This window comes from Nocardia brasiliensis (assembly GCF_011801125.1).
Classification (GTDB): Bacteria; Actinomycetota; Actinomycetes; order Mycobacteriales; family Mycobacteriaceae; genus Nocardia; species Nocardia brasiliensis_C.
Genome location: NZ_CP046171.1, coordinates 2,906,399 through 2,931,908 on the forward strand (window position 1 = coordinate 2,906,399; position 25,510 = coordinate 2,931,908).

The 25,510-nt window shown below is 69.4% G+C and carries 22 protein-coding genes and 1 pseudogene; 11 read left to right on the forward strand and 12 right to left on the reverse strand.

The genetic code is table 11. The features are described 5' to 3' along the window. Window position 1: 1 nt before the first annotated feature. Genes F5X71_RS13270 through F5X71_RS13280 form a run of 3 tightly spaced genes read right to left on the reverse strand, consistent with a single transcriptional unit; the run spans window position 2 to window position 3,709 of the window. Window positions 2–1,075 (reverse strand): hypothetical protein, encoded by a 1,074-nt coding sequence (locus tag F5X71_RS13270; RefSeq protein WP_238815872.1) that lies wholly within the window; start codon window positions 1,073–1,075, stop codon window positions 2–4. Continuing rightward, entirely contained in the window at window positions 1,065–2,312 is a 1,248-nt protein-coding gene (locus F5X71_RS13275; RefSeq protein WP_167462212.1) for an ATP-binding protein, read from the reverse strand. Before F5X71_RS13275 ends, F5X71_RS13270 begins: the two co-directional genes overlap by 11 nt. Then, window positions 2,309–3,709 (reverse strand): cytochrome P450, encoded by a 1,401-nt coding sequence (locus F5X71_RS13280; RefSeq protein ID WP_167462213.1) that lies wholly within the window; start codon window positions 3,707–3,709, stop codon window positions 2,309–2,311. Before F5X71_RS13280 ends, F5X71_RS13275 begins: the two co-directional genes overlap by 4 nt. Before the next feature lie 244 nt (window positions 3,710–3,953). Between F5X71_RS13280 and F5X71_RS13285 the strand changes: the two genes are divergently transcribed. Together F5X71_RS13285 and F5X71_RS13290 are read left to right on the forward strand one after the other, a co-directional pair. Beyond that, a complete protein-coding gene (locus F5X71_RS13285; protein ID WP_167462214.1) occupies window positions 3,954–5,348 on the forward strand; it encodes a glycosyltransferase 87 family protein in 1,395 nt (464 codons plus the stop codon). A 188-nt stretch (window positions 5,349–5,536) separates the two neighbouring features. Then, on the forward strand, window positions 5,537–6,910 hold the full coding sequence (locus F5X71_RS13290) for a serine hydrolase domain-containing protein (protein WP_167462215.1): 1,374 nt from the start codon (window positions 5,537–5,539) through the stop codon (window positions 6,908–6,910). Between the two features lie 74 nt (window positions 6,911–6,984). On the opposite strand, the gene F5X71_RS13295 is transcribed toward F5X71_RS13290, so the two are convergent. The 8 genes from F5X71_RS13295 to F5X71_RS13330 all read right to left on the reverse strand — a co-directional run bounded on the left by F5X71_RS13295 (window position 6,985) and on the right by F5X71_RS13330 (window position 17,798). After that, on the reverse strand, window positions 6,985–7,446 hold the full coding sequence (locus F5X71_RS13295) for a hypothetical protein (RefSeq protein ID WP_167462216.1): 462 nt from the start codon (window positions 7,444–7,446) through the stop codon (window positions 6,985–6,987). A gap of 605 nt (window positions 7,447–8,051) precedes the next feature. Then, window positions 8,052–8,813 carry a DUF4239 domain-containing protein gene (locus tag F5X71_RS13300; RefSeq protein ID WP_167462217.1) on the reverse strand — a complete coding sequence of 254 codons (762 nt, stop codon included), beginning with the start codon at window positions 8,811–8,813 and terminating at the stop codon, window positions 8,052–8,054. A 61-nt stretch (window positions 8,814–8,874) separates the two neighbouring features. Further along, entirely contained in the window at window positions 8,875–9,945 is a 1,071-nt protein-coding gene (locus F5X71_RS13305; protein ID WP_167462218.1) for a polyprenyl synthetase family protein, read from the reverse strand. A gap of 236 nt (window positions 9,946–10,181) precedes the next feature. Then, the gene (locus F5X71_RS13310) at window positions 10,182–11,588 is read right to left on the reverse strand and encodes a family 2B encapsulin nanocompartment shell protein (RefSeq protein ID WP_167462219.1); all 1,407 of its coding nucleotides are present in this window, start codon (window positions 11,586–11,588) and stop codon (window positions 10,182–10,184) included. 665 nt (window positions 11,589–12,253) lie between these two features. Beyond that, on the reverse strand, window positions 12,254–13,543 hold the full coding sequence (locus tag F5X71_RS13315) for an aspartate aminotransferase family protein (protein WP_167462220.1): 1,290 nt from the start codon (window positions 13,541–13,543) through the stop codon (window positions 12,254–12,256). Continuing rightward, window positions 13,540–14,775, reverse strand: a complete 1,236-nt coding sequence (locus tag F5X71_RS13320) for an MFS transporter (RefSeq protein ID WP_167462221.1) — start codon at window positions 14,773–14,775, stop codon at window positions 13,540–13,542. The genes F5X71_RS13315 and F5X71_RS13320 overlap by 4 nt, the downstream gene beginning before the upstream one ends. Continuing rightward, window positions 14,772–16,034, reverse strand: coding sequence for a 5-aminolevulinate synthase (hemA, locus tag F5X71_RS13325; RefSeq protein ID WP_167462222.1), 1,263 nt, complete (start codon window positions 16,032–16,034; stop codon window positions 14,772–14,774). The genes F5X71_RS13320 and hemA overlap by 4 nt, the downstream gene beginning before the upstream one ends. A gap of 36 nt (window positions 16,035–16,070) precedes the next feature. After that, window positions 16,071–17,798 carry an acetolactate synthase catalytic subunit gene (locus F5X71_RS13330; protein WP_167462223.1) on the reverse strand — a complete coding sequence of 576 codons (1,728 nt, stop codon included), beginning with the start codon at window positions 17,796–17,798 and terminating at the stop codon, window positions 16,071–16,073. 130 nt (window positions 17,799–17,928) lie between these two features. Here F5X71_RS13330 and F5X71_RS13335 point away from each other — a divergent pair, with 130 nt between their 5' ends. Continuing rightward, window positions 17,929–18,813, forward strand: a complete 885-nt coding sequence (locus F5X71_RS13335; RefSeq protein ID WP_167462224.1) for a LysR family transcriptional regulator — start codon at window positions 17,929–17,931, stop codon at window positions 18,811–18,813. On the opposite strand, the pseudogene F5X71_RS13340 reads toward F5X71_RS13335, so the two are convergent. Continuing rightward, window positions 18,810–19,027 (reverse strand): annotated as a pseudogene (locus F5X71_RS13340) (cupin domain-containing protein); the annotation flags it as partial. The gene F5X71_RS13335 and the pseudogene F5X71_RS13340 overlap by 4 nt on opposite strands. Between F5X71_RS13340 and F5X71_RS13345 the strand changes: the two are divergent. The 8 genes from F5X71_RS13345 to F5X71_RS13380 all read left to right on the forward strand — a co-directional run bounded on the left by F5X71_RS13345 (window position 19,027) and on the right by F5X71_RS13380 (window position 25,501). Further along, complete coding sequence (locus F5X71_RS13345) at window positions 19,027–19,458, forward strand: hypothetical protein (protein ID WP_238816098.1); 432 nt, start codon at window positions 19,027–19,029, stop codon at window positions 19,456–19,458. The pseudogene F5X71_RS13340 and the gene F5X71_RS13345 overlap by 1 nt on opposite strands. 210 nt (window positions 19,459–19,668) lie before the next feature. Beyond that, complete coding sequence (locus tag F5X71_RS13350) at window positions 19,669–19,938, forward strand: DUF2277 domain-containing protein (protein ID WP_167462225.1); 270 nt, start codon at window positions 19,669–19,671, stop codon at window positions 19,936–19,938. An 80-nt stretch (window positions 19,939–20,018) separates the two neighbouring features. After that, on the forward strand, window positions 20,019–20,603 hold the full coding sequence (locus F5X71_RS13355) for a biotin transporter BioY (protein ID WP_174817057.1): 585 nt from the start codon (window positions 20,019–20,021) through the stop codon (window positions 20,601–20,603). Next, window positions 20,596–21,717, forward strand: coding sequence for a class I adenylate-forming enzyme family protein (locus F5X71_RS13360; protein WP_167462227.1), 1,122 nt, complete (start codon window positions 20,596–20,598; stop codon window positions 21,715–21,717). Before F5X71_RS13355 ends, F5X71_RS13360 begins: the two co-directional genes overlap by 8 nt. Next, window positions 21,714–22,841, forward strand: coding sequence for a thiolase family protein (locus tag F5X71_RS13365; protein WP_167462228.1), 1,128 nt, complete (start codon window positions 21,714–21,716; stop codon window positions 22,839–22,841). The genes F5X71_RS13360 and F5X71_RS13365 overlap by 4 nt, the downstream gene beginning before the upstream one ends. After that, a complete protein-coding gene (locus F5X71_RS13370; protein WP_167462229.1) occupies window positions 22,838–23,518 on the forward strand; it encodes an energy-coupling factor ABC transporter ATP-binding protein in 681 nt (226 codons plus the stop codon). Before F5X71_RS13365 ends, F5X71_RS13370 begins: the two co-directional genes overlap by 4 nt. Then, entirely contained in the window at window positions 23,515–24,117 is a 603-nt protein-coding gene (locus F5X71_RS13375) for an energy-coupling factor transporter transmembrane component T family protein (RefSeq protein ID WP_167462230.1), read from the forward strand. Before F5X71_RS13370 ends, F5X71_RS13375 begins: the two co-directional genes overlap by 4 nt. Beyond that, window positions 24,110–25,501: an AMP-binding protein gene (locus tag F5X71_RS13380; RefSeq protein WP_167462231.1), complete on the forward strand. Its 1,392-nt coding sequence runs from the start codon at window positions 24,110–24,112 to the stop codon at window positions 25,499–25,501. Before F5X71_RS13375 ends, F5X71_RS13380 begins: the two co-directional genes overlap by 8 nt. Window positions 25,502–25,510: the final 9 nt, after the last annotated feature.

The following is a 25,510-nucleotide window of genomic DNA, read 5'->3' on the forward strand; positions in this document are numbered from 1 at the left end:
CTCAGTAGGTGTGGCCGGTCAGCGACGTGTCGGCGGCCTGCGCCGGGGTCGATCGGTCGAGTGTCGCGGTGACCGTTCCCGCGGCATCGATCTCGGTCCTACGGTTGCGGTCGTCCGCGTCGACGAGCACGGTGGCCAGATTGCGGCGGCCCGGCGGCAGCACCCGGACCGTGACGTGGCCGCGGTCGGTGTTGTCCAGTTCCCGAACGGCGATGTCGCGGACCAGATCCCGCAGCGCACGTGACGCGCCGGCCAAGCCGCCGTCGTCGAGCAGCATCACCTCGACGCCACGGCGGCGCGCGGCGCGGGCGGCGGCGAGCAGCTCGGTCGTCGACAGCTGCGGCGCGCGCAGCTCGTCGCGGAGTTCGGCTTCGAGCAGGCGGCACTCCTCGCGTTCCTCGGGCCGGAACGGCACCGCGCTGGCGATGCGCTCGAGCATCGGGCGCGCCCGCAGGTCGAGCCGGTCGAGCTGGCGTTTGCGCTCGGCCTTCTGCGCGTCGAGCCGGGCCTGCTGCGCGGCGCGCGTGGTGGAGTCGGCCTCCAGCGCGTGTAGCGAGCGCAGTGTGGGACGCAGGATCGCGGCGAAGGCGGCCGCGATCACGACGTTGACCAGTGGCACGACACCCTGCACGAACGCGGTCGACGCACCGCCCGCCGCGACGACCACGGCGAGCCAGGTGGCCCCGGTTCCCGCCCACGCCAACAGGTTACGGCCCCGCAGCACCAGCAGGGCGAGCATGACGCCCGCGGTGTAGGCGGTCCACATGCTGGTGCGCGCGTCCAGCTGCGCGGTCACCTGATCGCCGACGATCAGGGTGGCGACCGGCCCGGCGGCGGCCGCGAACACAGCCGAGGACTTGCCGATCGGCACGCCGGGATCGAGCACGACCACGACGGTGGCGGCGGTCAGCAGCGCCGCGGCCAGGAAAAGCGTAGGGGTCAGCGGTATTCCGGCCAGGCGCACCGAACGGATCATCACCGCGGCGTCGGTGGCGAGCGCCACCACGATGATGGTCACCGTGGTGGAGCGCTGCCCGCTGAGTAACCGGCTCAGGTCGCCGTGATCAGGCATCATCCGGTGCGTCCCATTCCAATACGACGCGGGTGCCCGTGCCGGGCCTGGCGTCGATCACGGCCCGGCCGCCGACCTCGCGCATCCGCTGCACGATGCTGACCGTGAGGCCGAGGCGGTTCGGAGCGACCGCGGCCGGATCGAATCCGGCACCGTCGTCGGCGACCACCACGGTGATACCGCAGGCACGCGCGGCGATCGTGATGTCGCGGGTGACGGTGCGCCCCGGCACATCCGCGTGCCGGACGCTGTTGCGCACCGCCTCGGCGGCGGCCTGCGCGAGCGCGTTGACCGCGGCCGAGTCGATGCGCAGTTCGTGGGTCCGCCGATCCTGACGGACCTGGACCCGCAGTTCGGTGTCAGTGGCCGTCGTCACCTCGTCGGTGATCGTCTCGATCGCCTCGGCGCCGGTGCACAATTCGTTGACCCGGCCGATCGCGGCGAACTGGCCGAGCGCCTGTTCGGCCTGCCGGGCAAGCATTTCCGGGCAGCCGCCGCGCGAGGTGTCGAGCAGGGTGGCGAGCACCTTGTCGTGGATCACCCCGGCGAACAGCGCACGCTCGCCCGCCCGTGCCTCGGCCGCCGCCGTGAGCGTGGCCTGCTGCTGGGCCCGGGTCCGCTCCATGTCCAGCAGATAGGCGGCGCGGCGGGTCATCCTGGTGATGTAGACGAAGCCCACCGAGATACCGAAGATGCGCAGCCAGGTCAGCAGGAACTCGATCCAGCCGAGATCGTTCTTGACCTGACCGTTGGACCACGCTGCCAGCACCGCGACCACGAACAGGTACAGCGCCGTCACCGGTGTGCGCCACACCAGCGTGGCCGCGACCCCGCCGAGCGGCACCAGCCGGTAGATCCACTCGACGTCGCTGGTGATCTGGCCGGAGGTGACCGCGAAGCCGGACAACCCGATCACCACGGCGAAAACCGTTGCGTGCGTTGCCGCGAGCACCCGGACCGCGGGGAACGCGACGAACAGCGTGGTGGCCGTCAGCACCAGTGCCGTGCCGAACACGCCGACCATGGCGACCGCGGTCCACCACGGTGCGTAGTGGCGCGACTGCTCGGCGATCTCGGCGGCGTCCCCGACGCCGAATATCCAAGTGCCCGAACCCAAGGCGAAGGCGATGATGCGATCGACCCGTTCGCCCGCCGCCCGCGCCGGCGCGGTGCGCTGCCGCCAGCAGTTCGGCAGTACGGCGCTCGCGCGGTCGAGGAAAGTTTCCCGCAGCGAAGTCATCTGGCGTCTCTGGCCTCGACTCCGGACAGTTCCCGGCTCGGTGCCGCGGTGCGCCGCAGATAGGTGGTCCGGACGTGGCGTTTGGGGCGCAGGTTGATGGTCAGCTTCATCCCGGGGTCGCCGTCGACGCGCACCGTGCCGCCCGCGAGCAGCAGCGCGGTGAAGATCTGTCCCTCGAGCAGGGCGAGCGCGGAACCGACGCACACGTGTTCGCCGGCGCCGAAAGGCAAGTAGGACAGGCGTTCCCAGCTGCGGTCGGCGTCGGAGGCGAAGCGGTCCGGGCGGAACGACGCCGGGTCCGGGTAGCGCTCGGCGGATCGGTGCATGACGTACGGTGCGACGAAAACGATGGTACCCGCGGTGATCTCGTGCTTGCCGAGATACGTCTCGCGCGCGGCTTCCCGCAGGAACGCGGGGGAGGGCGGATACAGCCGCATCGATTCCTTGAACACCTGCAGGCAATAGGGGAGCAGTGCGAGGTCCGCCGCCGTCGGCACCTCGCCGCCGAGTACCCGATCCACCTCGTCGCGCGCCCGGTCGGCGGCGACCGGATGGCGGGCGAGTGCGTACGCGGTCCAGAACATGGCGTCGGCGCTGGTCTCGTGCGCGGCGGCCCAGAGGTTGATCACCTCGTCGATCAGTCGCTCGGTCGGCATCGGCGCACCGTCGCGGTCGCGCTGGGCGAGCAGCGCGGACACGATGTCTTCGCCCGGCTCGCGGCGGCGCGCTTCGACCATGCGGGTGGCCCAGTCGCGGACCACGCCGAGGTCGCGGATGAACTCGCGATTGCGCCTGGTCGGAATGTTGAGCGGGGTGACAAGCGGGCGCGACATCGCGCGCATCTCCCAGTCGAAGATGCGGTTCGCCGCGTCGAGCACCTCCCGGTAGCCCTCGATCGGCTCGTTCACCAGCAGTCCGGCGATGACGTCGTGCATCATCTCCTGCACGGCCGCGAGCAGGTCCACCTCGCCCGCGGCCTGCCAGCGGCGCAGATGGGTGTGCATGCGGCCGGCGATCACATCGACGTATCTCGGCACGCGGCGCGCGGTGAACAGCGGCCCGACCAGCGCGCGCTGGCTGCGGTGTACCTCGCCCTCGGAGATGATCAGGCCTTCGCGCAGTGCGGGCCACAGCGTCCCGGTCACCGCCCGTGCTCGGCGGTAGTCCGCGGCGCGCGATACCAGCACCTCGTGGATCTCGGCGGGCCCGGTCACCAGCGCCGCGGGCCACATGCCGATCTGGAAGCCCGCGACCGGGCCCTGCGCGTCCGCCAGCTGCCGCATCACGCTCAGCGGATCGCGGAACCACCGGAGCGTGGTGCCCAGCCCGCGCACACCACCGCGCCCGTGGTTCAGTCGTTGTCTTTCCCCTGTTTCCCCCGCCCGATCGTCATTCAACTGACGATTCCTCCCTGGCTCGTCACCGAAGCCTGACCCGAGGTCAGTCGATCGTTCGCTGTGCAGTTGTCCTGCGTCCGCGCAGTCTTCTCTGCCGGATGTTATCGCCCCTCCGGCACACCGTCGCGCCCGCAGAATTGGGGTCTGTCGGCGCCGGGGCCAATGTTAGGATGACTTCACTTAGTTTAGCTAAGTAGTTGCTGGTCTGCGTGTGTTGCCTCACCTGATGAAGGAAAACAACTCCATGGCTGTCGTCCTGTCCACGGCACAACAGCGCGGTACCGGAGGGGACGAGGTGTGCGAACCTCGTGCCCCGCACAGGATCACGGTGCTCGTTGCTGCGTTCGTGTTCGCTTGCTGCTCCATCGGTGCCTGGCTGGCCTTCGTCCGGCCGAACTGGGAAATGTATTGGCACCAGGTCGATTTACAGGTCTACATGTGGGGCGGCACGATGGCCGCGCTGCATCCCGAGTCGCTCTACGACGGGCGCGGTCCGCTCGGGCTGCCCTTCCTCTATCCCGTCTTCGCCGCCTGGATCTGCGCGGAACTGGCGCGATTCCCGATCGATTACGTCGGCACCGGAATCGTGTTGCTGACGTTGGGCTCGCTCTGGGTCAGCGTGTGGAGTGCCGGGCTGCTCCAGCAGCGACGCCGTGGCGTGCGACTGGTCGCGCTGGCGACCGCGGTCAGCGCGGCCGCCCTCTGGCTGGAACCGGTGCAGCAGACTTTGCAGTTCGGACAGCTCAGCGTGCTGCTCATGGCGCTGGTGCTCGCCGACCTGGCGATCCCCGAGAACCGCTGGTATCGGGGTGTTCTCATCGGCCTGGCCACCGGGTTGAAGCTGACGCCCGCGGTCTTCGTCGTCTATCTGATCGTCACCAGGCAGTTCCGGGCGGCGGCCACCGCGTGCGCGACCTTCGCCGCGACGGTCGCCATCGGCTTCTGGTACCGGCCTGCCCAGGCCTGGGAGTTCTGGACGACGACGATGAAATCGCAGAACCGGATCGGATTCGCCTACGTGCAGAACCAATCGATCAACGGCCTGTTCGGCCGGCTGCAATGGTCGACGTGGGACGACAGCACCGCCGCCCTGGCCTGCGCGGGCCTGCTCGGCTTGGCGGGCATGGCCGCCGCCCGTCTCGCCTATCTGCGCGGTGACCGGCTGCTCGGCGCGCTGCTCGCCGCCACCGTGATGCTGCTGGCCTCGCCGATCTCGTGGACGCACTATTGGGTCTGGGTCGTGCCCGCGCTGCTGTGGATCGTGCGCGCGCTGCGGCACCGTCGCCGCGCCGTCCGGATCGCCGTTCCAGTCCTGACCTACCTGTTCGTCTTCGCCTGGCCGATGCGCGTCGACCGGGTCGGCTGGTGGGATCCGGATCTGCCCCTGCTCCCGCAGGGTCTGGTCTGGTACGTTCCGCAAACCAACGGCCGCGAATTCCATTGGACACTCACGCAATTCCTGCTCGGCGATGCCTACACCCTGCTCGCCGTCGCCGCCCTGCTCGCCGCGGTCATCTGGTTGTTCCGGCATCAGTCGCGGGGCGACCGGATGCCGACGGCGGTGCCGGAGTCGACTGCCACCTCGGCCGCGCGGGAGCGGTCGACCGCATGCGGCGACCGCCCGGTCGGCGTGCCTTGAAATCGGCTATTCCTCCAGCGCGGCATTGGATCGAGGGCGGTATCGGGTCGGTCAACATCGGTCCTGGAGTCCGTTCGCCGATGGAGTGCGCGCCAGGCCGCGGCGGGAACTCCGGCGATAGGCTGAGGTCGGCCCACCGCGGCGCGGTGGGCCGGGCCGGTCACCGAGTGCGTGAAGGGAAGTCGCGAATGCTGTTGCCATCGACCGAGCGGGCGTTGCTGCATCGGGTCGCCGTCGAACAGGCCGAGTACCGGGTGCCCTCGCTGATCGCCGCCGTGGTGCGCGACGGGCAGTTGGTGTGGTCGGGTGCGCGGGGCCGGGTCGACGGCCACCCGCCGACCACCGACACCCAGTACCGCATCGGTTCGATCACCAAGTCGATGGTGGCCACCATGGTGCTGCGGCTGCGCGACGAGGGCAAACTCGATCTCGCCGACCCGTTGGCCAAGCATGTGCCGGGCGCTCCGGTGGGGGACCGCACTGTGGCACAGCTGCTTTCGCACACCGCCGGACTGCGCGCCGAATCGCCCGGCGACTGGTGGGAGCGCACCGCCGGACCGGACTGGGCCGTGCTGGCCGACACCCTGGACGTCGACGCGGGCAGCAAGGCGCTGTTGCATCGAGCCGGTCGGCGGTTCCACTATTCGAACGTCGGCTACGCCGCCCTCGGCGAACTGGTCGCCAGGTTGCGCGGACAGAGCTGGTTCGACGCGTTGCGCGCCGAGGTGCTCGTGCCGCTCGGCATGGCACGCACCACCCCGGCCCCGGTGGTGCCGCACGCCACCGGCTCGGCCGTGCACCCGTGGGCCGATGTGGTGCTCCCGGAACCGGCGCACGACCACGGCGCGATGGGCGCGGCCGGTCAGTTGTGGTCCACGGTAACGGATTTGGCGCGCTGGGCCGCGTTCGTCGGTGGCGACACCGGTGACGTGCTCGCCGCGGACACGCTCGAGGAAATGCGCGCGCCCGCCGCCGTCGAGGACGGCGACGAGTGGGATTCCGGCTACGGCCTCGGTTTCCAGTTGCAGCGCTACCGGGGCCGCAGGCTGGCCGGGCACACCGGCGCCATGCCCGGCTTCATCTCCGCCGTCTGGGCCGACCCCAAAGACCGCACCGGCGTTCTTTTCCTGTGCAACACCACCTACGGCGGCATCCGCGGCAAGCTGCTCGCCGGTCTGCTGGACATCCTCGCCGAGTACGAGCCCACCCTGCCAGAGGAGTGGCTCCCCGCCACCGAGGTCGACCCGAACCTGTTGGCGCTCACCGGAACCTGGTACTGGGGCACCGCCTCCATCGCCCTGCGCCTGCGCTCCGACGGCAAACTCGAACTCACCGCCCTGGCCCACGGCGGCCGCCAATCCCGGTTCGCACCCGCCCCCGACGGCTCCTGGACCGGCCTGGACGGCTACTACGCCGGCGAGCGCCTGGACATCATCCGCGACGCCACCGGCAACGCCCACCACCTCGAACTCGCGAGCTATATCCTCACCCGCACGCCCTACGACACCACCGCCCCCATCCCCGGTGGCGTGGACCCGGCAGGCTGGCAAGTCCGCGAGTAACCCACAGGCGCCCAACGCAATACCTCTTCGAGTGCTTCTGATGGCGTGCGGAAGTTTCGGTTGGGCGACCGGACCTAGTTGTGCTTGTGTCGTCGGATATAGGTTGCGCCGGTGCGGACGGTGCCGAGGACGGCCACGAGCATGACCGTGACCAGTTGCAGCATGTTCCAGGCGATGGGGTCGGTCGTCGGGATGATGGGTTCGCGGGCGGTGAGCGGCGGGGGTGGTAGTGGTAGTGGTTGTTGCCGTTGGCTGGGTGGTGCGGGCGGTGGGGCCTCTGGGAAATCGGGGAATTGGACTGGGCGAGTGGGCGCCTCGGTGGTCGGTGGGGCGAGGAGCAGGGGGAGGCCGGGGAAGGGCGGCAGGTCCTGGGGCCAGAGCAGGCAGGCGAGGCCGCTGCCGGTCATGGCACTGCCGACGGCGGCGCTGCCCAGTCCGGACAAACTGGAGCCGAGGCCGCGGCTGCTACCGGCGAGGACGCCTGCCACGATCAACGACAGGCCCGCCACGGCGCTACCCGCGCATGCGGTGCGCACCGTATCGGGGTCCAGGTCCGGCGAGGCGAAGGGATTCGCGGGGAACGGCGGTGCCGCGGGCGGCTCAGGGAGCGCGAGTTCTGTCCCACCGGCGGTTACATCTATCGGTCCGGTACCGGCGCCACCTGTGTCGGATGGCCCGACTCCGGCGTTGTCCGTTCCGCCACGCGCCATATCGGGGGCGCTCGGTCCGGCGCTGCCCGTTCTCGCGAGTCCCGTAGCGACACCGTCTATTCCAGCGCTACCCGTGCCCAGAGGGCCTGGACCGCCGCTGCTCGGTCCGGCACTACCGGTGTGCAGCGGCCCTAGGGCCGGGGCGGGGCCCAGGCTCAATTCCCCACCGGCGGAGCCGCTCGCATCGGCGGGGTCGGCCGACGTGCTCCCCGGGTAGAACCCGGATGACGCACTCCCCGTGATGATCTCGCTGATCGGTGCCCACGGGTCGGGGACCGGCTCGGCGGCCGCCACCGGTTGTCCGGCGAGCAGGAGCACGGCGACCGGGACGGTGACGAGTCCCCTTGTGGCTCTGTGGGTTCTAGGTGTTTCGGATTCCGGCGACATGGGCAGACATCCATCTTTCGTGACGATCCGGTGGACCGCGGCCGCTAGGTGATCTGCTGGAAGCGGGCCAGTGCCAGCTCGAAGGCGTCCTTGGACACCACGTTTCCGCCGGCGAAGGGCCGGTCGAGTCGATAGATCGCCAGTACTGCCGCGCCGACCACGATGCCGAGCAGCGCCGTCATCGCCACGCTGCGGGCGCTGACCTCGACACCGGCAAGTACCGAGCTGAACAGCAGCAGAACGATGCCGAACCACAAAGCGCCGTAAAGGAATCCGGGCATGCCGAGCTGGGCGTCCAGTGCCCGGTCGTGCCGCGCCTGTGCCACCGAGTCCAATGCCGCCAGCGCAGTGGTGCGTTGATCGCCGACCTCGGAGTCCTCCGACTGCACCGCGAGCACGGTGTCGCGCAACGTGTCCAGGATGGCTTGGGTGTCCTGATCGAGGCGGCGGTCGCGGTCCATCACCGACCATTCGGTGGCCACCACCTGCTCGGTGTAATCGCGCACGAGCCGCTGGATTTCGCTGTGCGCGGGCTCGGGCATGGCGTGCGCCGCCCAGTACACGTCGACCAGCGACTTGGATTCGGTGACGGTGTGGTTGTGCGCGTTGTCGTACTGCTGCCAGCAGATCACCACCACGAAGGCGGCGACCGCCATGAACAGGGTGCTGATCAGTTCGAGCGTCACCGACCCGGAGTCCCCGTTCTCCGGTTTGCGCCATACCAGCGCGCGTAGCCGTGCGCCGACGACGAACACGAGGACCGCGATCACTGCGACGGCGAGCGGCACGCCGATGTCTTCGATCATTGCTCGGCTCCGATTGTCCTGGGCACCAACGGTGCACTGCCTTGTCTGGGTACGGCGCTGCCTATCCGGCGCGGGCGACGGCGTCGTCCGCGAGATGGCGCAAGGTCTGGATCACCGCGATCGGGATCGGCGCCTGTGCCAGCGCCTGCCGCGCCTGCTCGGACCTGGCCCGGATCATGCCTTCGACCCGCGACAACGCTGTGGCACTGAGGATTTCGCGGCATTCGACGGCCTGCCGCTCGTCGAGCTCGGGGTCGCCGAGCAGCGCGGCGAGCCGCTCGGCCTGAGTGGCGTCGGCATGGGTGAACGCCAGTGCGACGAGCGCGGTGTGTTTGCCCTCGCGCAGGTCATCGATATTGGATTTGCCGGTCTGTGCCGGATCGCCGTAGACGCCGAGCAGATCGTCCCTGAGTTGAAACGCCTCACCGAGCGGCCGGGCGTAGGCGGCGAGCGCGGCGGGGATGCCGGGCGCGGGATCGGCGAGGAGCGCGCCGAGCACCAGCGGGCGTTCGCAGGTGTAGGAGGCGGTCTTGTAGCGCACGACGTCGAGCGCCCGGTCGAGATCGCACGACGGCCGCGCGGTGGTGAGCAGGTCGAGGTATTGCCCGTACATGACGTCGGCGCGCATGCCGTCGAGCACATCGAGCGCCGTGCGCAACTGCCGAGCCGACAGCGCCGCGGTGTGCAGCAGTTCCGCGGACCAGACCATGGCCAGATCGCCGAGCACGAGCGCGGCGTGCCTGCCGAACCGCTCCGGGTCGCGCCGCACGCGGTGTCGCTCGGCCAGCGCGCGGTGCACCGTGGGGTGATCGCGGCGGGTAGCGCTGTTGTCGATGATGTCGTCGTGGATCAGCACCGCCGCGTGGAACAGCTCGAGCGCAGCCGCGACCTGGACCACGGGCTGCGGCACGGGCGTCGTGCCGTACGCGGCGTGCCAGCCGAGCACGCAGAGCAGCGGGCGAATCCGCTTGCCGCCCGCGAACAGGAACGCGCGCAACGTCTCGGTGACCTCGGCGGGCAGCGCCGGATCGTCGCCCGCTTTGGCGCACAGGAAACGGTCGAGCACGCCGTCGACTCTGATCCGGGCCGCGGCCAGATCGACGGGTGCCTGCTCGACCCCGGTGGTCGTCATGAGATCCCTTCCTCCGGTGCGTGTTCGAGGTCGCACCCCAGCACCCGCCGCGTGGCGGGTGCTGGGGTGCGACCTCGAACGCCGCCTCCGCTGCGCGGGCCGGGCGCTGGATTTCGACCTGCCGCAGCCTGGATACGAGATGACTTCGGGCTCGCGCGGACGCGACCCGAGCGATTGCCGGATGTGACAGCCGCGCCTGCGCCTGCTCGACCGGTGGTCGGGGCGACGCGGTGCGCTCAGTCGGCGCGCCGGGCGACTAGGACGTTGTCGAGTATGCCGAGTGCGTCGGGTACGAGGACGGCTGCGGAGTAGTAGCAGCTGACGAGGTAGGAGATGATGGATTGGTCGTCGATGCCTTTGAATCGTATGTTGAGGCTTGGTTCGTATTCGTCGGGTATGCCGGTTTGGTGTAGTCCGATGACGCCTTGGTCTTTTTCGCCGGTGCGCATGGCGAGGATGGAGGTGGTGGCGGTGTCGGTGACGGGGATTTTGCCGCAGGGGAAGATGGGTATGCCTCGCCAGGCGGGTACGCGGTGGCCGTCGATGTCGATGGGGTCGGGGTAGAGGCCGCGTTTGCTGCATTCGCGGCCGAAGGCGGCGATGGCTTTGGGGTGTGCGAGGAAGAGTTTGGTGCTGCGGCGCATGCTGAGTAGTTCGTCCATGTCGTCGGGGGTGGGTGGGCCGGATTCGGTGGTGATGCGTTGTTTGAGGTCGCAGTTGTGGAGTAGGCCGAAGTCGGGGTTGTTGACGAGGTCGTTTTCGCGGCGTTCGTAGAGGGCTTCGATGGTGAGTCGGAGTTGTTGTTCGATTTGGTTCATGGGGTCGTTGAACAGGTCGGCGACTCTGGTGTGTACGCGCAGCACGCTTTGCGCCAAACTCAACTCGTACTCGCGCGGGTTGGTCTCGTAATCGACGAACGTGCCGAGCAATTCGGGCTCGCCGCTGTGCCCCGAGGCGATCTCGATCGCTGCCTCACCCTGCTTGTTCTGCGGTCGTGCCGACTCATCGGCGACCTGAGCGAGGTGGTCCCGCAATGCGGGCGCGTTGTCGAGCACTTCCTCCAGCGCGGGCCGGGACAACACGAGCATGGTGGTTTTCGTTTGCGTTTTCACCGTGACCGGCCAAATGGCGGAGGGATCCGTGAGACTCTGGTCTCCGAAGAAACTGCCGCCCGCCAGCATACCGAGGAGTGTGTTTTCGCCGTATTCACCCGAGCCGAGCTTGTTCAATTTCCCGTGCACGATCAGCATGACCTGATTCATCGGATTGCCGAATTCGGCCACCACGCTGCCGGGTTCGAATTCCCGCTGTTCGCATCGGCGGGCCAGTGCGCGCAGCACTTCCTCGTCGTCGAAGTCGTGCAACGCGGGCAGTTCGCGCAGTTCCAAGGGGATCACCTTCGCGACCGAGCCCTCGACGACGAACTCGACCTCGCCGTTACCCACGGTGTGCGTGAGCCGCCGGTTCACCCGGTACACACCGCCGTCGACCTGCGTCCATGGCAGCATGCGGGTCAGCCAGCGCGAGCTGATGCCCTGCATCTGCGGCTCGGACTTGGTGGTGGTCGACAACTGGTGCGCGGCGGCGGTACTGAGGCTTCTGCGCACCGTTGTCTCGGTGTGTGCGGACATTTCCATGGTCATGGCTGATCCTCACCTCGAAAATTGTCCGGGACATTCGATGGTGGAGCGTTCGAGTCCACGGATTATGCACAACGGACCGGCGGCCGGCCTATGCGCCGGTCACGTGAACTAGGTTTGCACGCTGGTGAATCTGGTTACCCTGCAGTGTATTTCGAACAGCTCAGATCGTATGCCGGATAACTGACCGTGCGCAGCAGAATTACCGATATTTACCTTTGAATTCGGATGGTAACGACACGAATTCGATTGGACAACAGGGGATAACGGCATACTGCCCAGTATGTAAAAGCGAAGGTCGTCGCGCTGACTCGGGCGGTGCGCGGCACAGCATGCGATCGGTCAGCTTCGCGGTGAACTCCGCGCGGACCGTGTGTCGCGTAGGGAGCGGTCGTGTACGCCTCGCCGGTGTTGCGCATCTTCGAGGCCGTGGTCCAGCCGCGGCGGCGGGCGCGATCCTGCTGGTGCCCGTCGTCGGGGAATTCGGGCGGTGACGGCCAGGGGGCTGGTCGACCGGTTTCTGGTGAGCGTTGCCCGTTGCCCGTTGCTTGTGGGGCGTGCGCCTGCCCGTCGGGCACGGCACGCATCGTCGGGTGCCTCTTGTCGGTGAGGCAGACGGCTCGATACCCGGAACCGGTTGTCCAGCAACCGGTTCCGGGTATCGTAGGTCAGGGACGGAGTTCGGCCGCGACCGCCGCGAGCGTCTTGTCCAGGCGCTCTACCAGTTCCTCGATGATCCCAGGTGTGCTGTTAAGCGGCGGTGCGACGAGCACCGAGTCGGTTGTCTCGCCGATGCCCGCCGAGCACAGCACCAGCCCGTTCTCCTTGGCGGCGGCCACGATTCGCTTGTTGGTGTCCGCCGATTGGCCCGGTCGCACATGGAGCGCGCGCATCAGGCCGATGCCCGATTGATCGGAGAGCAACTCCGGATAGTGCCCGCACAGCGCGGCCAGCTCGGCGCCGAGCAGCGCACCGGTCTCGGCGGCGTTGTCCAGCAGCGACTCGTCTTCGAGCACGCTGAGTACGGCGTTGGCCGCTGCGCAGGCGAGCGGGTTCGCGGACATGGTGTGGCCCAGCGCGATCGGGCCGAGCGGCTCGGCGATCGCGGTGGTCACCGTGCTGGAGACCATGGTCACCGCCAGGCTGGTGTAGCCCCCGGTGACGCCCTTGCCCGAGGTGAGGATGTCGGGTGCGATGGCGGCGTGGTCGCACGCCCACCACTTTCCGGTGCGCCCGAAGCCGGACATGACCTCGTCGGCGATCAACACGATGCCGTTGTTCTGCGTCTCGCGGCGCAGCCAGTGCATCGTCTCCACGTCGATCGGGGCGGCGCCGGAGGAGGCGCCGCCGAGCGGCTCGATGACGATGGCCGCGACCTTGGACGGCCCGACACTCAGGATGGCCTGAGCCCACTCCTCGTGCGTCGCCCGCCGCCGTCCCGGCTTGGGCCGCACCAGAATTCGGTTCGTGCCCGGTGTGCCGAGCAACGCCTCGACCGACGCGTCGCGCTTGTTCGGGCTGCCGGTGATCGACAGCGCGGCCGCGGTCATCCCGTGATAGCTGGGCTCCTCGGACAGGATGACGGTGCGCTGGGTTTCCCCGCGCCGATGCTGGCAGGCGAAGGCCAGTCGCAGCGCGCACTCGTTGGCCTCGGACCCGGAGTTGCTGTACTCGATGGCCGCGGTGCCCGCGGGCGCGATGGCGAGCAGCCGCTCGGTGAGCTGGCGGGCAGGCTCGTTGCGGAACTGCGTGCGGTGCACGAAAGTCAGCTGCTGGAGCTGGTTTTCGACGGCGCGCAGCACGGTCGGGTGGGCATGGCCGACATTGACGTTGAGCACCCCGGAGGAACCGTCGAGATAGTCTTTTCCGTCGGCGTCGTAGATGTAGGGACCGAGGGCCCATGCGGCGACAGGGAGGGCGGCCCGGTTGGGGGCCACGGCGGCGGAGGCGGGAATCATGCTGGCTGACGGTCCTTTCGAAGGAGTGCGAGCAGAGCGGCCGACACCACGGCCGCGACGATGCCGAGCACGGCGGTACCGCAGGCGAACAGCGTGCCGCCGACGGTGAGTGCGCCGAGCAGCGTGGTGCCGACGGCGATGCCCGCGTTCATCATCGAGTTGTTCCAGGCGACGACGGAGGCGCGCTGGGTCGGGTCGGCGGAGGACAGATAGGCCTGCTGACTGGAGTAGAAGGCACCGCCGAAAACGCACCAGAGGGTCAAAGCGACCAGGGCGACGATGATCTGGTGACTGGTGAGCGCGACCAGTGCGCAGGGGACGAACGCCACCGCGGCGAGCACCGAGACCCAGACGCCACTGCCGCCGAACCGGTGCAGTCGGTCGAGAATCGTTCCGGCGCTGAGTGATCCGACGAGCGACCCGGCGCCGACGAGCAGGCCGACGAATCCCAGCTGGGTGAGGCTGAAGCCGAACCGCTGCGCATAGAGCACGCCGACGAAGGTGTAGGCGCCGAGGCGCGCGGCCTGCAGGAACAGAGTGGCGATGAGCCCCAGGCCAATTCGGGGCTGCTGCCACGGCGCGAGCAGGGCGCGCAGGCCGCGCGACTGCCCGCGGACGGGCAACTGATCCAGCCGCGCGTAGAGCACGGCCGAGGTCACCAGCATCAACAGGCCGACGGCCAGGAACGGCCACCGCCAGGTGGTGAGCGCGGCCAGGGCCGCGCCGAGCGGGACGCCGAGGACCTGACCGAGCGAATAGACGCTCGCGCCGAGCGCGATCGCCCGGCCGCGCTGGTGCTGCGGCGTCCGTTCGGCGAGGTAGGCCCAGATCGCGGGTGCGGCGATCGCGGCGCCGAGGCCGGTGATCCCGCGCCCGGCGACCAGCATGGTCAGCGAACCCGCCACGGCGCAGGCCAGATTGCCGAGCATGAACACCAGCGAGCCGAGCAGGATCGACCAGCGCCGCGGGTAGCGATCGGCGAGGATGCCGAATGGCGGCCCGGCGACGGCGTAGACGAGCACATAGGCGGTGACGATGGTGGCCGAGGCGGCCACCGAGGCGTGCAGCGACTCGGCGATCTCCGGCAGCATCGGCGCCACCAGATACATCTCCGCGCCCATCAGGAAGAACGCCGCATAGAGCAGGACGTGCTGAGCCCACGGCGTTGGGGGCTCAGCGTCCGCCACCGGATGCGGGTTCCGGGGTCGAGTGGGCCGCGTCTCGACGGTCATACCGAGACCTTCTCCAGCGTGTCGAGCGCGGCGACGGGGCGAGCGGGCCTGCGGGGCAGGTTCAGCCGCGACCAGACGGAATCGATGATCTCGGCGAACTTGTGCACCGCGGCGGGGCTGTGCACCGGTGAGGGGTTGATCCGCAGGCGTTCGGTGCCCCGGGCGACCGACGGGAAGTTGATCGGCTGGGCGTACTGGTGGTGTTCTTCGAGCAGGATGTCGGCCAGTTGTTTGCATTTGTGCGGATCGCCTACGAGAACGGGAACAATGTGACTTTCGGTGGACACCAGGGGAATCTGGGCGTCCATGAGCAGGCCCTGTAGCAGTTGGGCGCGGTGGTACAGCAGGATTCGCTCGTTGTCGGACTCGCGCAGGTGCCGCACGCTGGCCAGCGCGGCGGCCGCGAGGGCGGGCGGCATGGCGAGGGTGAAGATGAACGCGGGCGCGAAGCTGCGCACCGCGTCGAGGATCGCGGCCGGACCGGTCAGATAGCCGCCGAGGGTGCCGTAGCCTTTGGCGAAAGTGCCCATCAACAGGTCGACCTGGTCCGCGCAGCCCAGCTGCGCCGCCATGCCCGAGCCCTCCGGACCGTACATGCCGACCGAGTGCGCCTCGTCGACGTACACCAGTGCGCCGTATTTCTTTGCCACGGCGCATAATTCGGGCATCGGTGCGATATCGCCGTCCATCGAGTAGATGGACTCGAAGGCGACCACCTTGGGGCGGTCCGGGTCGGCGGCCGCGAGCAATTCCTCGAGGTGGGCGGGATCGTTGTGCCGGAAGATCTGTCGCTCGGCGCGCGAGGCGCGCATGCCGAGGATCATCGACGCGTGGTTCTGCTCGTCGGAGAAGAAGATCACCCCCGGCAGATGCTTGCCGAGCACGCCGAGCACGGCGTCGTTGACGGCGTACCCGGTGATGAACGTCAGGCCCGCTTCCTTGCGATGCAGTTGTGCCACTTCACGTTCCAGCAGGATGTGGGTGTGGTTGTTGCCGGAGATGTTGCGCGACCCGCCCGCCGCGACGCCGGAGCGATTGATCGAGCGGTGCATGGCCTCGACGACCTTGGGGAACTGTCCCATGCCGAGGTGGTCGTTGCTACACCACACCGTGATCTCGCGCAGGCCGTCGCGATGATGGTGCACCGCTTGGGGGAAGCGTCCGGCCAGGCGTTCGATTTCCACAAAGGTCCGGTATTGACCCGAGGACCGGATGTCGTCGATCTTTCTCTCGAAATGGGCTGTGTAGTCGAAAGCCATGAGAATCTCCGTCGTCTCGAAGGTGCTGCGTTCGGTTCAGTGGGACTGTTGATGTGCAAGGTGAGTTGTCAACGCCTGGGCGGTATCCCAGCCCGTGATGGGTGGATAGGCGTTGGGATCGGTGATGACGTCCAGGACGGTGGTCGTCGGGTCGACGATCGCCTTGGACAGGGCCTCGCGCAGTTCCACGTCGTTGTGGATGGTTTGACCACGTGCGCCGCACGCGATCGCGATCTGAGCGTGATCGACGTGCCCCAGTTCGACGGCCGTGGTCGGCCTGCCGAACTGGACGATTTCGGCGTGCTTCTGGAAGCCGAGGATGGCGTTGTTCAACACCACGACCACGACGTCGAGTTGCTCGCGCACCGCGGTCTCGAGTTCGGACCAGCAGTGCGCGAACCCGCCGTCGCCGACCACGCACAGCACGGGTGCCGAGGGCCGGGCCGCCTTCGCGCCGAGCGCCAGCGGCAACCCCCAGCCGAGTCCGGCCATGCCGCGCGGCAGCAGGAACCGCTGCTCGCCGCTGCCCGCACGGATATAGTTCGCCACCCAGATGGAGGAGTAGCTCGCGTCGGCGACCACGATGGCGTCCTCGGGCAGCAGGGCGCTGATCTCGTCGGCGACCCGCTCCGGGCGCAGCGGCTCGCTGGTCGCGGTGCGCACGGCGGCGGTGGCGATCTCGAATTCGGCCCGTGACCTGGCGATCTCCGCGACGACGCCGGCGCGGCCCGCGCCGCGCTCGCTCAGGTCGAGCTCGCGCAGCGCCGCGGTGAGATCGTCCAGGCCGGCCCGGACATCGCCGACCAGGCGCAGCGACGGATAGTTGCGCCCGATCTCGGCCGGATCGATGTCGAGGTGGATGTAGGTGGCGTCGTCCGGGAAGAGGGTCCAGCCGTCGGTGCCGTTCTCGTTGGTGCGTGACCCCGCGAACAGCACCACGTCGACACCGGCGATCCAGTCCCGCATTCCGTGCGAAACCCCGTGCGGGCCCATGTAATTGCCGATCACCCCGATGCTGAGTTCAGCGCTCTCCGCAAGCGCGCCCTTGCCCATCGGCGTGGTCGCCACCGGGAGTGCGGCCAGCTCGCTCAGCTCGGCCAGCGCGGCGCCCGCGTCGGAGGCGATCGCGCCGCCGCCCGCGACCACCAGCGGTCGCCGGGCCCGGGCCAGGAGTTCGGCCGCGCTGCGGACCGCGGCCGCGGGCGGGCGTACCCGATCGAGGGGAAACTCCGGCGGTCCGGGCAGATGCGCCGTCGGGACCGGGGGAGCGGGCCGATCGAGAATGTCCTTGGGCAGCATCAGCACGGCGGGACCGGGCCTGCCGCTGGTCGCGGCGCGGAAGGCGGCGTCGAGGTATTCGTGCACCCGGTCCGGATCGTCCAAGCGGTCGAACCATTTGCAGCACCCGGCGAACAGGCTCTGGTGGTCGATCTCCTGGAACGCGTTTTTGTTGCGCAGCGGCGTCGGCACATCCTGGACGAACGCCACCACCGGAATCGACACCTTGGCGGCCTCGGTCAGCGGCGGCACGAGAAGCGTTGCGGCGGGGCCGTTCTGCGCCACCACGACCGAGCAATGTCGCGATACCCGCGCGAATCCGTCAGCCATCGTGCCCCCCGCGTTCTCGGTGCGATAGACGATCTGACGGATGCCGAGATCCTCGGCGGCCAAAACCAGCAGCGAAGGCAGACTCTGCCCGAAGAATTCGGTAATTCCCCTGGCACGCAGACTCTCGGCAATGGCGGTGGCGACTGTCGTAGGCATCGGAACACCTTTTCGCGGTAGCGGGCGTGGACTGATCGGTAGCTACAGTCTTGGGGTACCGAGACCGGCCGGTCCAATACGTTTTTACTTCCGATTGATAAGGTCTGCTTATCTGGCTAGGCTGACCCGCGTGGACGATCTGCGCCGGGTTCGTTACTTTCTGGCAGTCGCCGAGCACCAGCATTTCGGGCGGGCGGCCGATGCGTTGCACATCACCCAGCCCGCGCTGTCGCAGCAGGTCAAGGCGCTGGAACGGGAGCTGGGGGTGGAGCTTCTCACGCGTAGTGGCCGTTCTTTCGTGCTGACGCCGGCCGGTGTCGCGCTGCGCGCGGGCGCGCAGCAACTGCTCGACGCGGCCGCCGAGTTGGCGCGCGAGGTTCGGGCGCGAGCCAGCGGCACTAGAGGCGAGCTGAAGGTCGCGTTCACCCGATCGGGCTCCGACAGCGATATATCCCAGCGCATCAGGGCATTCCGCAAGGAATTTCCCGATATCACGGTGTCCACGATTACCGGGTGGACCTCGTGGAATCTCGATCTGCTCGAATCGGGGGAGATCGACGTGGCATTCGTGCGGGGAAATATCGCGTATCCGCGAATTCACACGCATCTGATCGGGATGCAGGAGGCGGCGGTGGTCGTCTCGCGCGAGCACCCCTTGGCCGGGCGCGCCACCGTGGAGAACGCGGACATCATCGACGAGCCGATCGTGCTCTGGTCCCGCCACACCGGCCCGGAGTTCTACGACGAACTGGTCACCCATATCTGGGGCGATCGCACCCCCAATCTGGTCGCCGAGGAATCCGACGCCGAACAGGTCCTCGACTCGGTGTCGACCGGCACCGGCATCAGCGTGCTCGACCGTAAGCGGGCCACCCGGATCGCGCACGAGAACATCTGCGTCATCCCGTTCCGGTCGAACCCGCCGCGGATCTCCATCCGCCTGGCGTGGCTGGGCGAGGCCGAGACCCCCGCGCTCGCGCAGTTCCTGGCATGGTGGCGGCGCGCGAGCGACTAAGCGCGGCCAGGGGTCCTGGCGCGTGTGTGTATCCGCTCGCCGTGTTTGCCGAAGAGACTGAGGATTTCGACGGCGGCGCTGTCCGCCGCGCCGAACCAGTGCGGTATCTGGCAGTCGAACTCCGCGGCTTCGCCCGGCCCCATGACGAAATCGTGTTCGGCCAGCCGGACCCGCAACCGGCCGTGCAGACGTAGAGCCATTCGTGTCCGTCGTGTGCTGGCGCTGTTCGGCGTCGGCGCCTTCCTCGGGCTGTCGGTGGGTGGCCGGATCGCCGATGGGCGGCCACACCTGGCCCTCGGTGCGGGCGCGGGGGCGATCGTGCTGTTGTCGATGCTGCTCGCGGTGACGATGACGCGGGTGTGGATCGTGGTCCCGGTGGTGTTCCTGCTCGGTGTCGCGGCGTTTGTGCTCAATCCGGCGCTGTACGGCCGGGTGTTCGCGATCGCGGGGGACGCGCCGACGCTCGCGGGGGTGACCACGGTGTCGGCGTTCCAGCTCGGCATCAGCGGCACGCCGGTACTCGCGGCGCTCACCCTCGGCGGCGGTGCGGCGCTGACCTCGGTGTGTGTGATCGGCGCGGTGCTGGCGGCGATCACGCTGCCGCTGATCCGGATCGATCGAGCGCGCCTGCCGTCCGCATCCTGACCAGACCCGGTCGGCGGCGGGCGCTACCGCGTCCGTCGCCTGCCGTTTTCGAGCGCGAACTCCAAGTCCTCGTCCATGGCCGAGGTCGTCTCGACCAGAAACGCGGCGCGGGGCCGGATCAGCGCTGCCCACATGCGGTTCTTTCGGGGAGTGCGCCGATGCGCCACGTTCGGGCCACGCGGTGTCGGTAGGGCGGATTAGCCTCGCGGTATGTGTCGAAACATCACGGCCCTGCGTGGGCTGGAACCCGCCGCGACACCGGAGGAGATCCAGGCCGCGGCCCTGCAGTACGTGCGTAAGGTCGGCGGCCTGTCCAGCATCTCCGCCACGACCAAGCCCGCGGTGGACGCGGCCGTCGCCGAGATCGCGGCGATCACCACCCGCCTGCTCGAGCAGCTGCCCGACCGTAAGGTCCCGCCGAAGTCGGTGCCGCCGCTGCGCAGGCCGGAGGTGCAGGCGCGCATCCGCGCGCGCGGCTAGGCATCGGACCTGGACCCCGCGTCCGTGCACGGCGGCGCCTGCTATCTTGAACGTCGTTCAAGTCGCTAGCGGAGGAAATCGTGGACGGTGTCGAGGACCCTCGGAGGTCGAGGGTCGGTATTTCCGCGCGGGACATGGCGCAGATCGCGGTCTTCGCGGCGCTGATCGCGGCGATGGGCCTGCCCGGCGCCATCACCGTCGGATTCAGCGGCGTGCCGATCACGGTGCAGACGCTGGGCGTGATTCTGGCGGGCGCGGTGCTCGGGGCGCGCAAGGGCACGGCCGCGGTGCTGGTCTTCATCGCGCTGACCATGATCGGCCTGCCGCTGCTGTCCGGCGGGCGCACCGGATTGACCGCGATGTCCGGGCCGAGCGCCGGATATCTGATCGGCTGGGTTCCCGCCGCGCTGGTCATCGGCCTGCTCACCGCGCGCATCCTGCCGAAGTACCCGATCGTGCTCGGGCTGCTGATCAACGCCCTCGGCGGACTCGTGGTGATCTACCTGTTCGGCACCCTCGGCCTGCTGCTGCGGACCGACCTCGACGTCCGGCACGCGATCTCGACCAATTTCGCGTTCATTCCCGGTGATCTGGCCAAGGCGGTCGTCGCCTCCGTCGTCGCGAAGGGCGTGCACCGCGCGTACCCCGGGCTGATCCGTGCGTGATCCGGAACTCGGTGGCTCCGGTTCCCGGCCTGCCATCGAATTCGACGGCCGCACTTACACTTACGCCGAACTGGACCGGGCGATCGAACAGTGGATCGCGCGGCGCCCCGATGCGATGAGCTACGACGCGTCGACACTGCCGGTGCCGGACGCGCTGATCTGCGTGTGCGCGGCAGCGCGCCGCGGCGTGCCGGTGTTCGTCGAGAACCCCGCCGCCCGCCCGACCCGCTCCGAGCTGCCCGCCGCTGCTTTCCTTCTGGTGACGACCTCGGGTTCCACCGGCCTGCCGCGGCCGCTGGCCAGGACCGCTGCCTCCTGGTACGACAGCTTTCCCGCGTTCACCGAGATCACCGGTGTCACCGCCGCGGATCGGGTGCTCATCACCGGTCCACTGCACGCGACCATGCACCTGTTCGGCGCGCTGCACGCGCTGTGGCTCGGTGCCTGCGTCACCGATGATCCGGCACGGGCCACAGTGGTGCACGCCGTGCCCGCGGTGCTGCGCGAGGTGGTGCGTGCGGCGCCCGCGCTGCGCACGGCGATCGTCGCGGGGATCGCCCTGGACGAGGGCGCGCGTGCCGCGGCGACAGGCCTCGAGTTGATCGAGTACTACGGCTCGGCCGAGGTGTCGCTCGTCGCGGCCCGGCGCGTGCCGCAGCCGCTGCGCCTGCTCGACGGTGTCGAGGCCGAGATCCGTGACGGATTGCTCTACGTGCGCACCCCGTATCGGGTGTTGGGCGCGCCGGAATGGTTCGGCGTCGGCGATCTCGCGGAGCTCGGGCCCGAGCGCGCGCTCACGGTCCGGGGCCGCGGCACGTCCGCGATCAACGTGGGCGGCACCACCGTGCTCGCCGAGGACGTCGAGCGGGTGCTCGGCGCGATCGACGGGGTCGTCGCCGTCGCGGTGATCGGCGCGCCGCATGCCGTGCTCGGCGAAATCGTCACGGCCGCAGTGCAGCTCGATGGCGATGTGGAGATTGCCGCGGTGCGTGCGCAGGCCCGCCGGGTCCTGCTGAAGGAGGCGATGCCGCGGCGCTGGGTGCCGCTGCCGGAGCTACCGCGTACGGCTGCCGGCAAGGTGGCTCGGGGTGAGCTGAAAGACTTGCTGGCATGAACCGTCGACCCGTCATCGTCGCGCCGCGGCGCACACCGATCGGCAACGCCGGGCACGGGTTCGCCACCCTGACCACGACCGACCTCGCCGCGCCCGTGCTGCGGGACGTGGTCGCGACCCTGCGCGGCGGGGGCGTGGACACGCCGATCGATGATGTCGTGCTCGGCAACTGTCTCGGCCCCGGCGGCGATCCGGCCCGGATCGCCGCACTGCGGGCCGGTCTCGGCACCGAGGTCCCCGGCGTCACCGTCGACCGGCAGTGCGGGTCCGGGTTGGACGCGGTGCTGCAGGCGGCGCTGCGGGTTCGCGGTGGGGGCGACGAGCTCGTCCTGGCCGGCGGTGTGGAGTCGGCGAGCACCGCGCCGTGGCGGTTCTGGCCGCCGGTCGCGGGCGCCGACCCGGTGCGCTACACCCGTGCTCCCTTTGCGCCGCAAGGATTTCCGGACCCGGACATGGGTGTCGCGGCCGACGAGCTCGCGCGCGTGCGCGGGATCAGCCGCGCGCGACAGGACGCCTACGCGGCGCGCTCGCACACCCTGGCCGCGGCGGCGGACTTCTCGGCCGAGCTGGTGCCGATCGGCGACGTGCGGCGCGACGAACGGATTCGACCCGGCATGACCGAGGCGCGACTGGCGCGGCTGCGACCGAGCTTCGGCGCCGAGGGGACGGCCACCGCGGGCAACTCGTGCGGGATCTCCGACGGCGCCGCGGTGGTCGCGGTCACCACCGAGGCCGGTGCGGCCGGACTGCCCGCGCTGCGCGTCCTCGGGTCAGCGGTGGCCGGGTCCGATCCCGCGCTGCCCGGGCTCGGTCCGGTGCCCGCGATCCGGAAGCTGTTGCGGCGCACCGGTGTCGGCATCGCGGACCTGGAGATCGTGGAGATCACCGAGGCGTTCGCGTCCGTGGTGCTCGCCGTGTCGGACGAACTCGGCCTCGACGAGGCGAGGATCTGCCCGCAGGGCGGTGCGATCGCCATGGGGCATCCCTGGGGCGCCTCCGGCGCGATCCTGCTGGTGCGCTTGGCCGCTCAGATGCTGCGACCGGACGGCCCGGCGCTCGGACTCGCGGCCTGCGCCATCGGCGGCGGGCAGGGGATCGCGATGCTGGTGGAGCGGGCGTCATGACCGAGATCGTGTTCGACAACGTCGGTCATGCCTTCGGTGAGCGAAAAGTGTTGCGCGGCATCGACCTGCGCATCACCGAGCGCCGGGTCGGCATCATCGGGGCGAACGGGTCTGGCAAATCGACGCTGGCGCGCATGATCAACGGCCTGCTCACGCCCACCTCGGGCACGGTGACCGTCGACGGCGTGGACGCCGCGCGCAAGGGCGCACAGGTGCGGCGCAAGGTCGGCTTCGTCTTCACCGATCCCGACACCCAGATCGTGATGCCGACGGTGGCCGAGGATCTCGCGTTCTCGCTGCGCCGATCCGGGCTGAGCAAGCAGGAGGTCGCCGCGCGCGTGCGCGAGGTGCTGCTGCGATTCCGGCTGGACCAGCACGCCGACCATCCCTCGCACCTGTTGTCCGGCGGGCAGAAGCAGCTGCTGGCCATCGGCGCGGTGCTGATCCGCAGGCCGCAGGTGATCATCGCGGACGAGCCGACGACGCTGCTCGATCTGCGCAATGCCAGGGTGGTCGCCGACGCGCTCGACGCGATCGACCAGCAGGTGATCGTGGTGACCCATCAGCTCGCGCTGCTGGACGGATTCGAGCGGGTCATCGTGATCGACGACGGGCTGGTGGCTTTCGACGGAACCCCCGCGGCGGCGGTACCCGCCTACCGGGCGCTGGTCGAATGATCGGGCTGTACCGGCCGGGGAACTCGCTGCTGCACCGGCTGCCCGCAGGCGCGAAACTGCTGCTGCTCATCGCGGCCATCGTCGCGGCAACGGTGTTGGCGCGCAACCCGATTCAGGTCGGGATCGCCGGGCTCGTGGTGGCCGGGTTGTTCGCGCTGGCACGCATCCCGTGGCGCGTCGCGGTGGCGCAGCTGCGGCCCGTGGTGTGGATGTTGTTGATCATCGCGGCGTTTCAGGTGTTGATCACCTCGCCGGCCCGTGCGGTGGTGGTGTGCGGTGTGCTGCTGATCTCGGTGGCGCTCGCGGCGCTGGTCACGCTGACCACCCGGGTGAGCGACCTGCTCGATACCGTGACCAGGGCGCTGGGGCCGCTGCGCCGGGTCGGCATCGATCCGGAACGGGTCGGACTGCTGCTGGCGCTGGCCATCCGCTGTGTGCCGTTGCTGGCCGGGATCGTGCACGAGGTGGCCGAGGCGCGCCGGGCCAGGGGCCTGCAGTGGTCGATGACGGCGCTGGCCACGCCGGTACTGGTGCGCGCGTTGCGCACCGCCGACGCCATGGGTGAGGCACTGGCCGCGAGAGGAGTCGACGATGAGTGAGCTGCTCGCCGCGCGGATCGCGGGCCGTGTCGCCGCTGCCGGGGCAGCGATCGCGATCGAGTCCAGTAGCGAACGGGTCGGGTACGGAGAGTTCTGGGATCGGGTCGTCCGGACCGCCGCGGGGCTGCACGGCATGAATCGTGTTGCCGTGCTGCCGACTTCGGATGTCGAGTCACTGGTTGTCGTCACGGCGGCGTGCTACAGCGGGGTGAGCGTCGTGCTGCTGCACCGGCACCTGATGCCGGACCAGCTGACCAGGGTGCTCGCGCTGACGAAACCCGGTGCGGTGGTCGCCGCCGCCGGGCAGCACCGGCGGCTGCGGAAGATGGGTTTCGCCGGTCCCATCCGGACCGCGGCCGAGCTGGCCGGGTCCGGCCCGTCAGGACGGGCGCGCCCGGAGACGGAATTGCTGGTCGGCATCACCTCCGGTACCACCGGCGCGCCGAAGCTGTTCGTCCGTGACCAACGTTCCTGGGCCAGCACCCTCGACCGATCCGACGCCACCTTCGACATCGGGGCCGGCGACCGGGTCGCGGCGCCCGGCGTGCTCGATCACACCCACTTTCTGTACGGGGCGCTGCACGCGCTCACCCGCGGCGCGACGGTGGATCTGCGCCCGGTCATGACCGCGCTGAACGACGGTGCGACACACCTGTATTCGGTGCCGACCATCGCCTGGGACGTGGTGCGCTCGGGTACCGCGGCGCTGCCCGGCGTCCGGGAGGTGCTCTCCTCGGCGGCGCGCTGGCCGCGCCCCGGCAGGCAGGCGCTGCGGGCGGTGCTGCCGAACGCGACGCTGGTGCACTTCTACGGCGCGTCCGAGCTGAGCTTCGTGTCGTTCGATCGCGGGCTCGGCGCCGCCGACGAGAACTCGGTCGGCGAGCTGTTCGACGGCGTCGACGCCGAGATCAGGGACGGCCTGGTATTCGTCCGCAGCGACATGCTTTTCGACGGGTATCTCACCGAGGACGGGATCGTCGGCGGTCCGGTGGACGGCTGGATGTCGGTGGGCGATCGCGGCGCGGTGCGCGGAAATCGCCTGTGGCTCTTCGGTCGTGAGAGCGAGATGCTGATCCGGGCCGGACTGAACGTGGAACCCGCCGCCATCGAGGCGGCACTCACCGCACTGCCCGGGGTCAGCGAGGCCGCGTGCGTCGGCATCCCCGATGCCAGGATGGGGCAGGCCCCGGCCGCCGCGATCGTCCTCGGCGCGCACGCGCCGAGTCTGGACGCGATCTGGCGGCATCTGCGCGCCACGTTGCCGAGCCCGAGCATTCCGGTGCAGGTCCGCGTCCTGGACCGCCTGCCGCGCACGCCGCGCGGCAAGCTCGATCGGTCGGGGCTCATGAAAGTTTTTGCCCCGCAAGAAGACACCGTCGGCTAGCGGACCCAC

What these genes read in the sequence shown, in the direction of transcription:
- F5X71_RS13380 (WP_167462231.1), top strand. Translation starts at nt 24,110, where the DNA reads ATGAGTGAGCTGCTCGCCGCGCGGATCGCGGGCCGTGTCGCCGCTGCC.
- F5X71_RS13365 (WP_167462228.1), top strand. Translation starts at nt 21,714, where the DNA reads ATGAACCGTCGACCCGTCATCGTCGCGCCGCGGCGCACACCGATCGGC.
- F5X71_RS13300 (WP_167462217.1), bottom strand. Translation starts at nt 8,813, where the DNA reads ATGATCGAAGACATCGGCGTGCCGCTCGCCGTCGCAGTGATCGCGGTC.
- F5X71_RS13285 (WP_167462214.1), top strand. Translation starts at nt 3,954, where the DNA reads ATGGCTGTCGTCCTGTCCACGGCACAACAGCGCGGTACCGGAGGGGAC.
- F5X71_RS13270 (WP_238815872.1), bottom strand. Translation starts at nt 1,075, where the DNA reads ATGATGCCTGATCACGGCGACCTGAGCCGGTTACTCAGCGGGCAGCGC.
- F5X71_RS13310 (WP_167462219.1), bottom strand. Translation starts at nt 11,588, where the DNA reads ATGACCATGGAAATGTCCGCACACACCGAGACAACGGTGCGCAGAAGC.
- F5X71_RS13370 (WP_167462229.1), top strand. Translation starts at nt 22,838, where the DNA reads ATGACCGAGATCGTGTTCGACAACGTCGGTCATGCCTTCGGTGAGCGA.
- F5X71_RS13275 (WP_167462212.1), bottom strand. Translation starts at nt 2,312, where the DNA reads ATGACTTCGCTGCGGGAAACTTTCCTCGACCGCGCGAGCGCCGTACTG.
- F5X71_RS13350 (WP_167462225.1), top strand. Translation starts at nt 19,669, where the DNA reads ATGTGTCGAAACATCACGGCCCTGCGTGGGCTGGAACCCGCCGCGACA.
- hemA (WP_167462222.1), bottom strand. Translation starts at nt 16,034, where the DNA reads ATGGCTTTCGACTACACAGCCCATTTCGAGAGAAAGATCGACGACATC.
- F5X71_RS13375 (WP_167462230.1), top strand. Translation starts at nt 23,515, where the DNA reads ATGATCGGGCTGTACCGGCCGGGGAACTCGCTGCTGCACCGGCTGCCC.
- F5X71_RS13290 (WP_167462215.1), top strand. Translation starts at nt 5,537, where the DNA reads ATGCTGTTGCCATCGACCGAGCGGGCGTTGCTGCATCGGGTCGCCGTC.
- F5X71_RS13330 (WP_167462223.1), bottom strand. Translation starts at nt 17,798, where the DNA reads ATGCCTACGACAGTCGCCACCGCCATTGCCGAGAGTCTGCGTGCCAGG.
- F5X71_RS13320 (WP_167462221.1), bottom strand. Translation starts at nt 14,775, where the DNA reads ATGACCGTCGAGACGCGGCCCACTCGACCCCGGAACCCGCATCCGGTG.
- F5X71_RS13305 (WP_167462218.1), bottom strand. Translation starts at nt 9,945, where the DNA reads ATGACGACCACCGGGGTCGAGCAGGCACCCGTCGATCTGGCCGCGGCC.
- F5X71_RS13315 (WP_167462220.1), bottom strand. Translation starts at nt 13,543, where the DNA reads ATGATTCCCGCCTCCGCCGCCGTGGCCCCCAACCGGGCCGCCCTCCCT.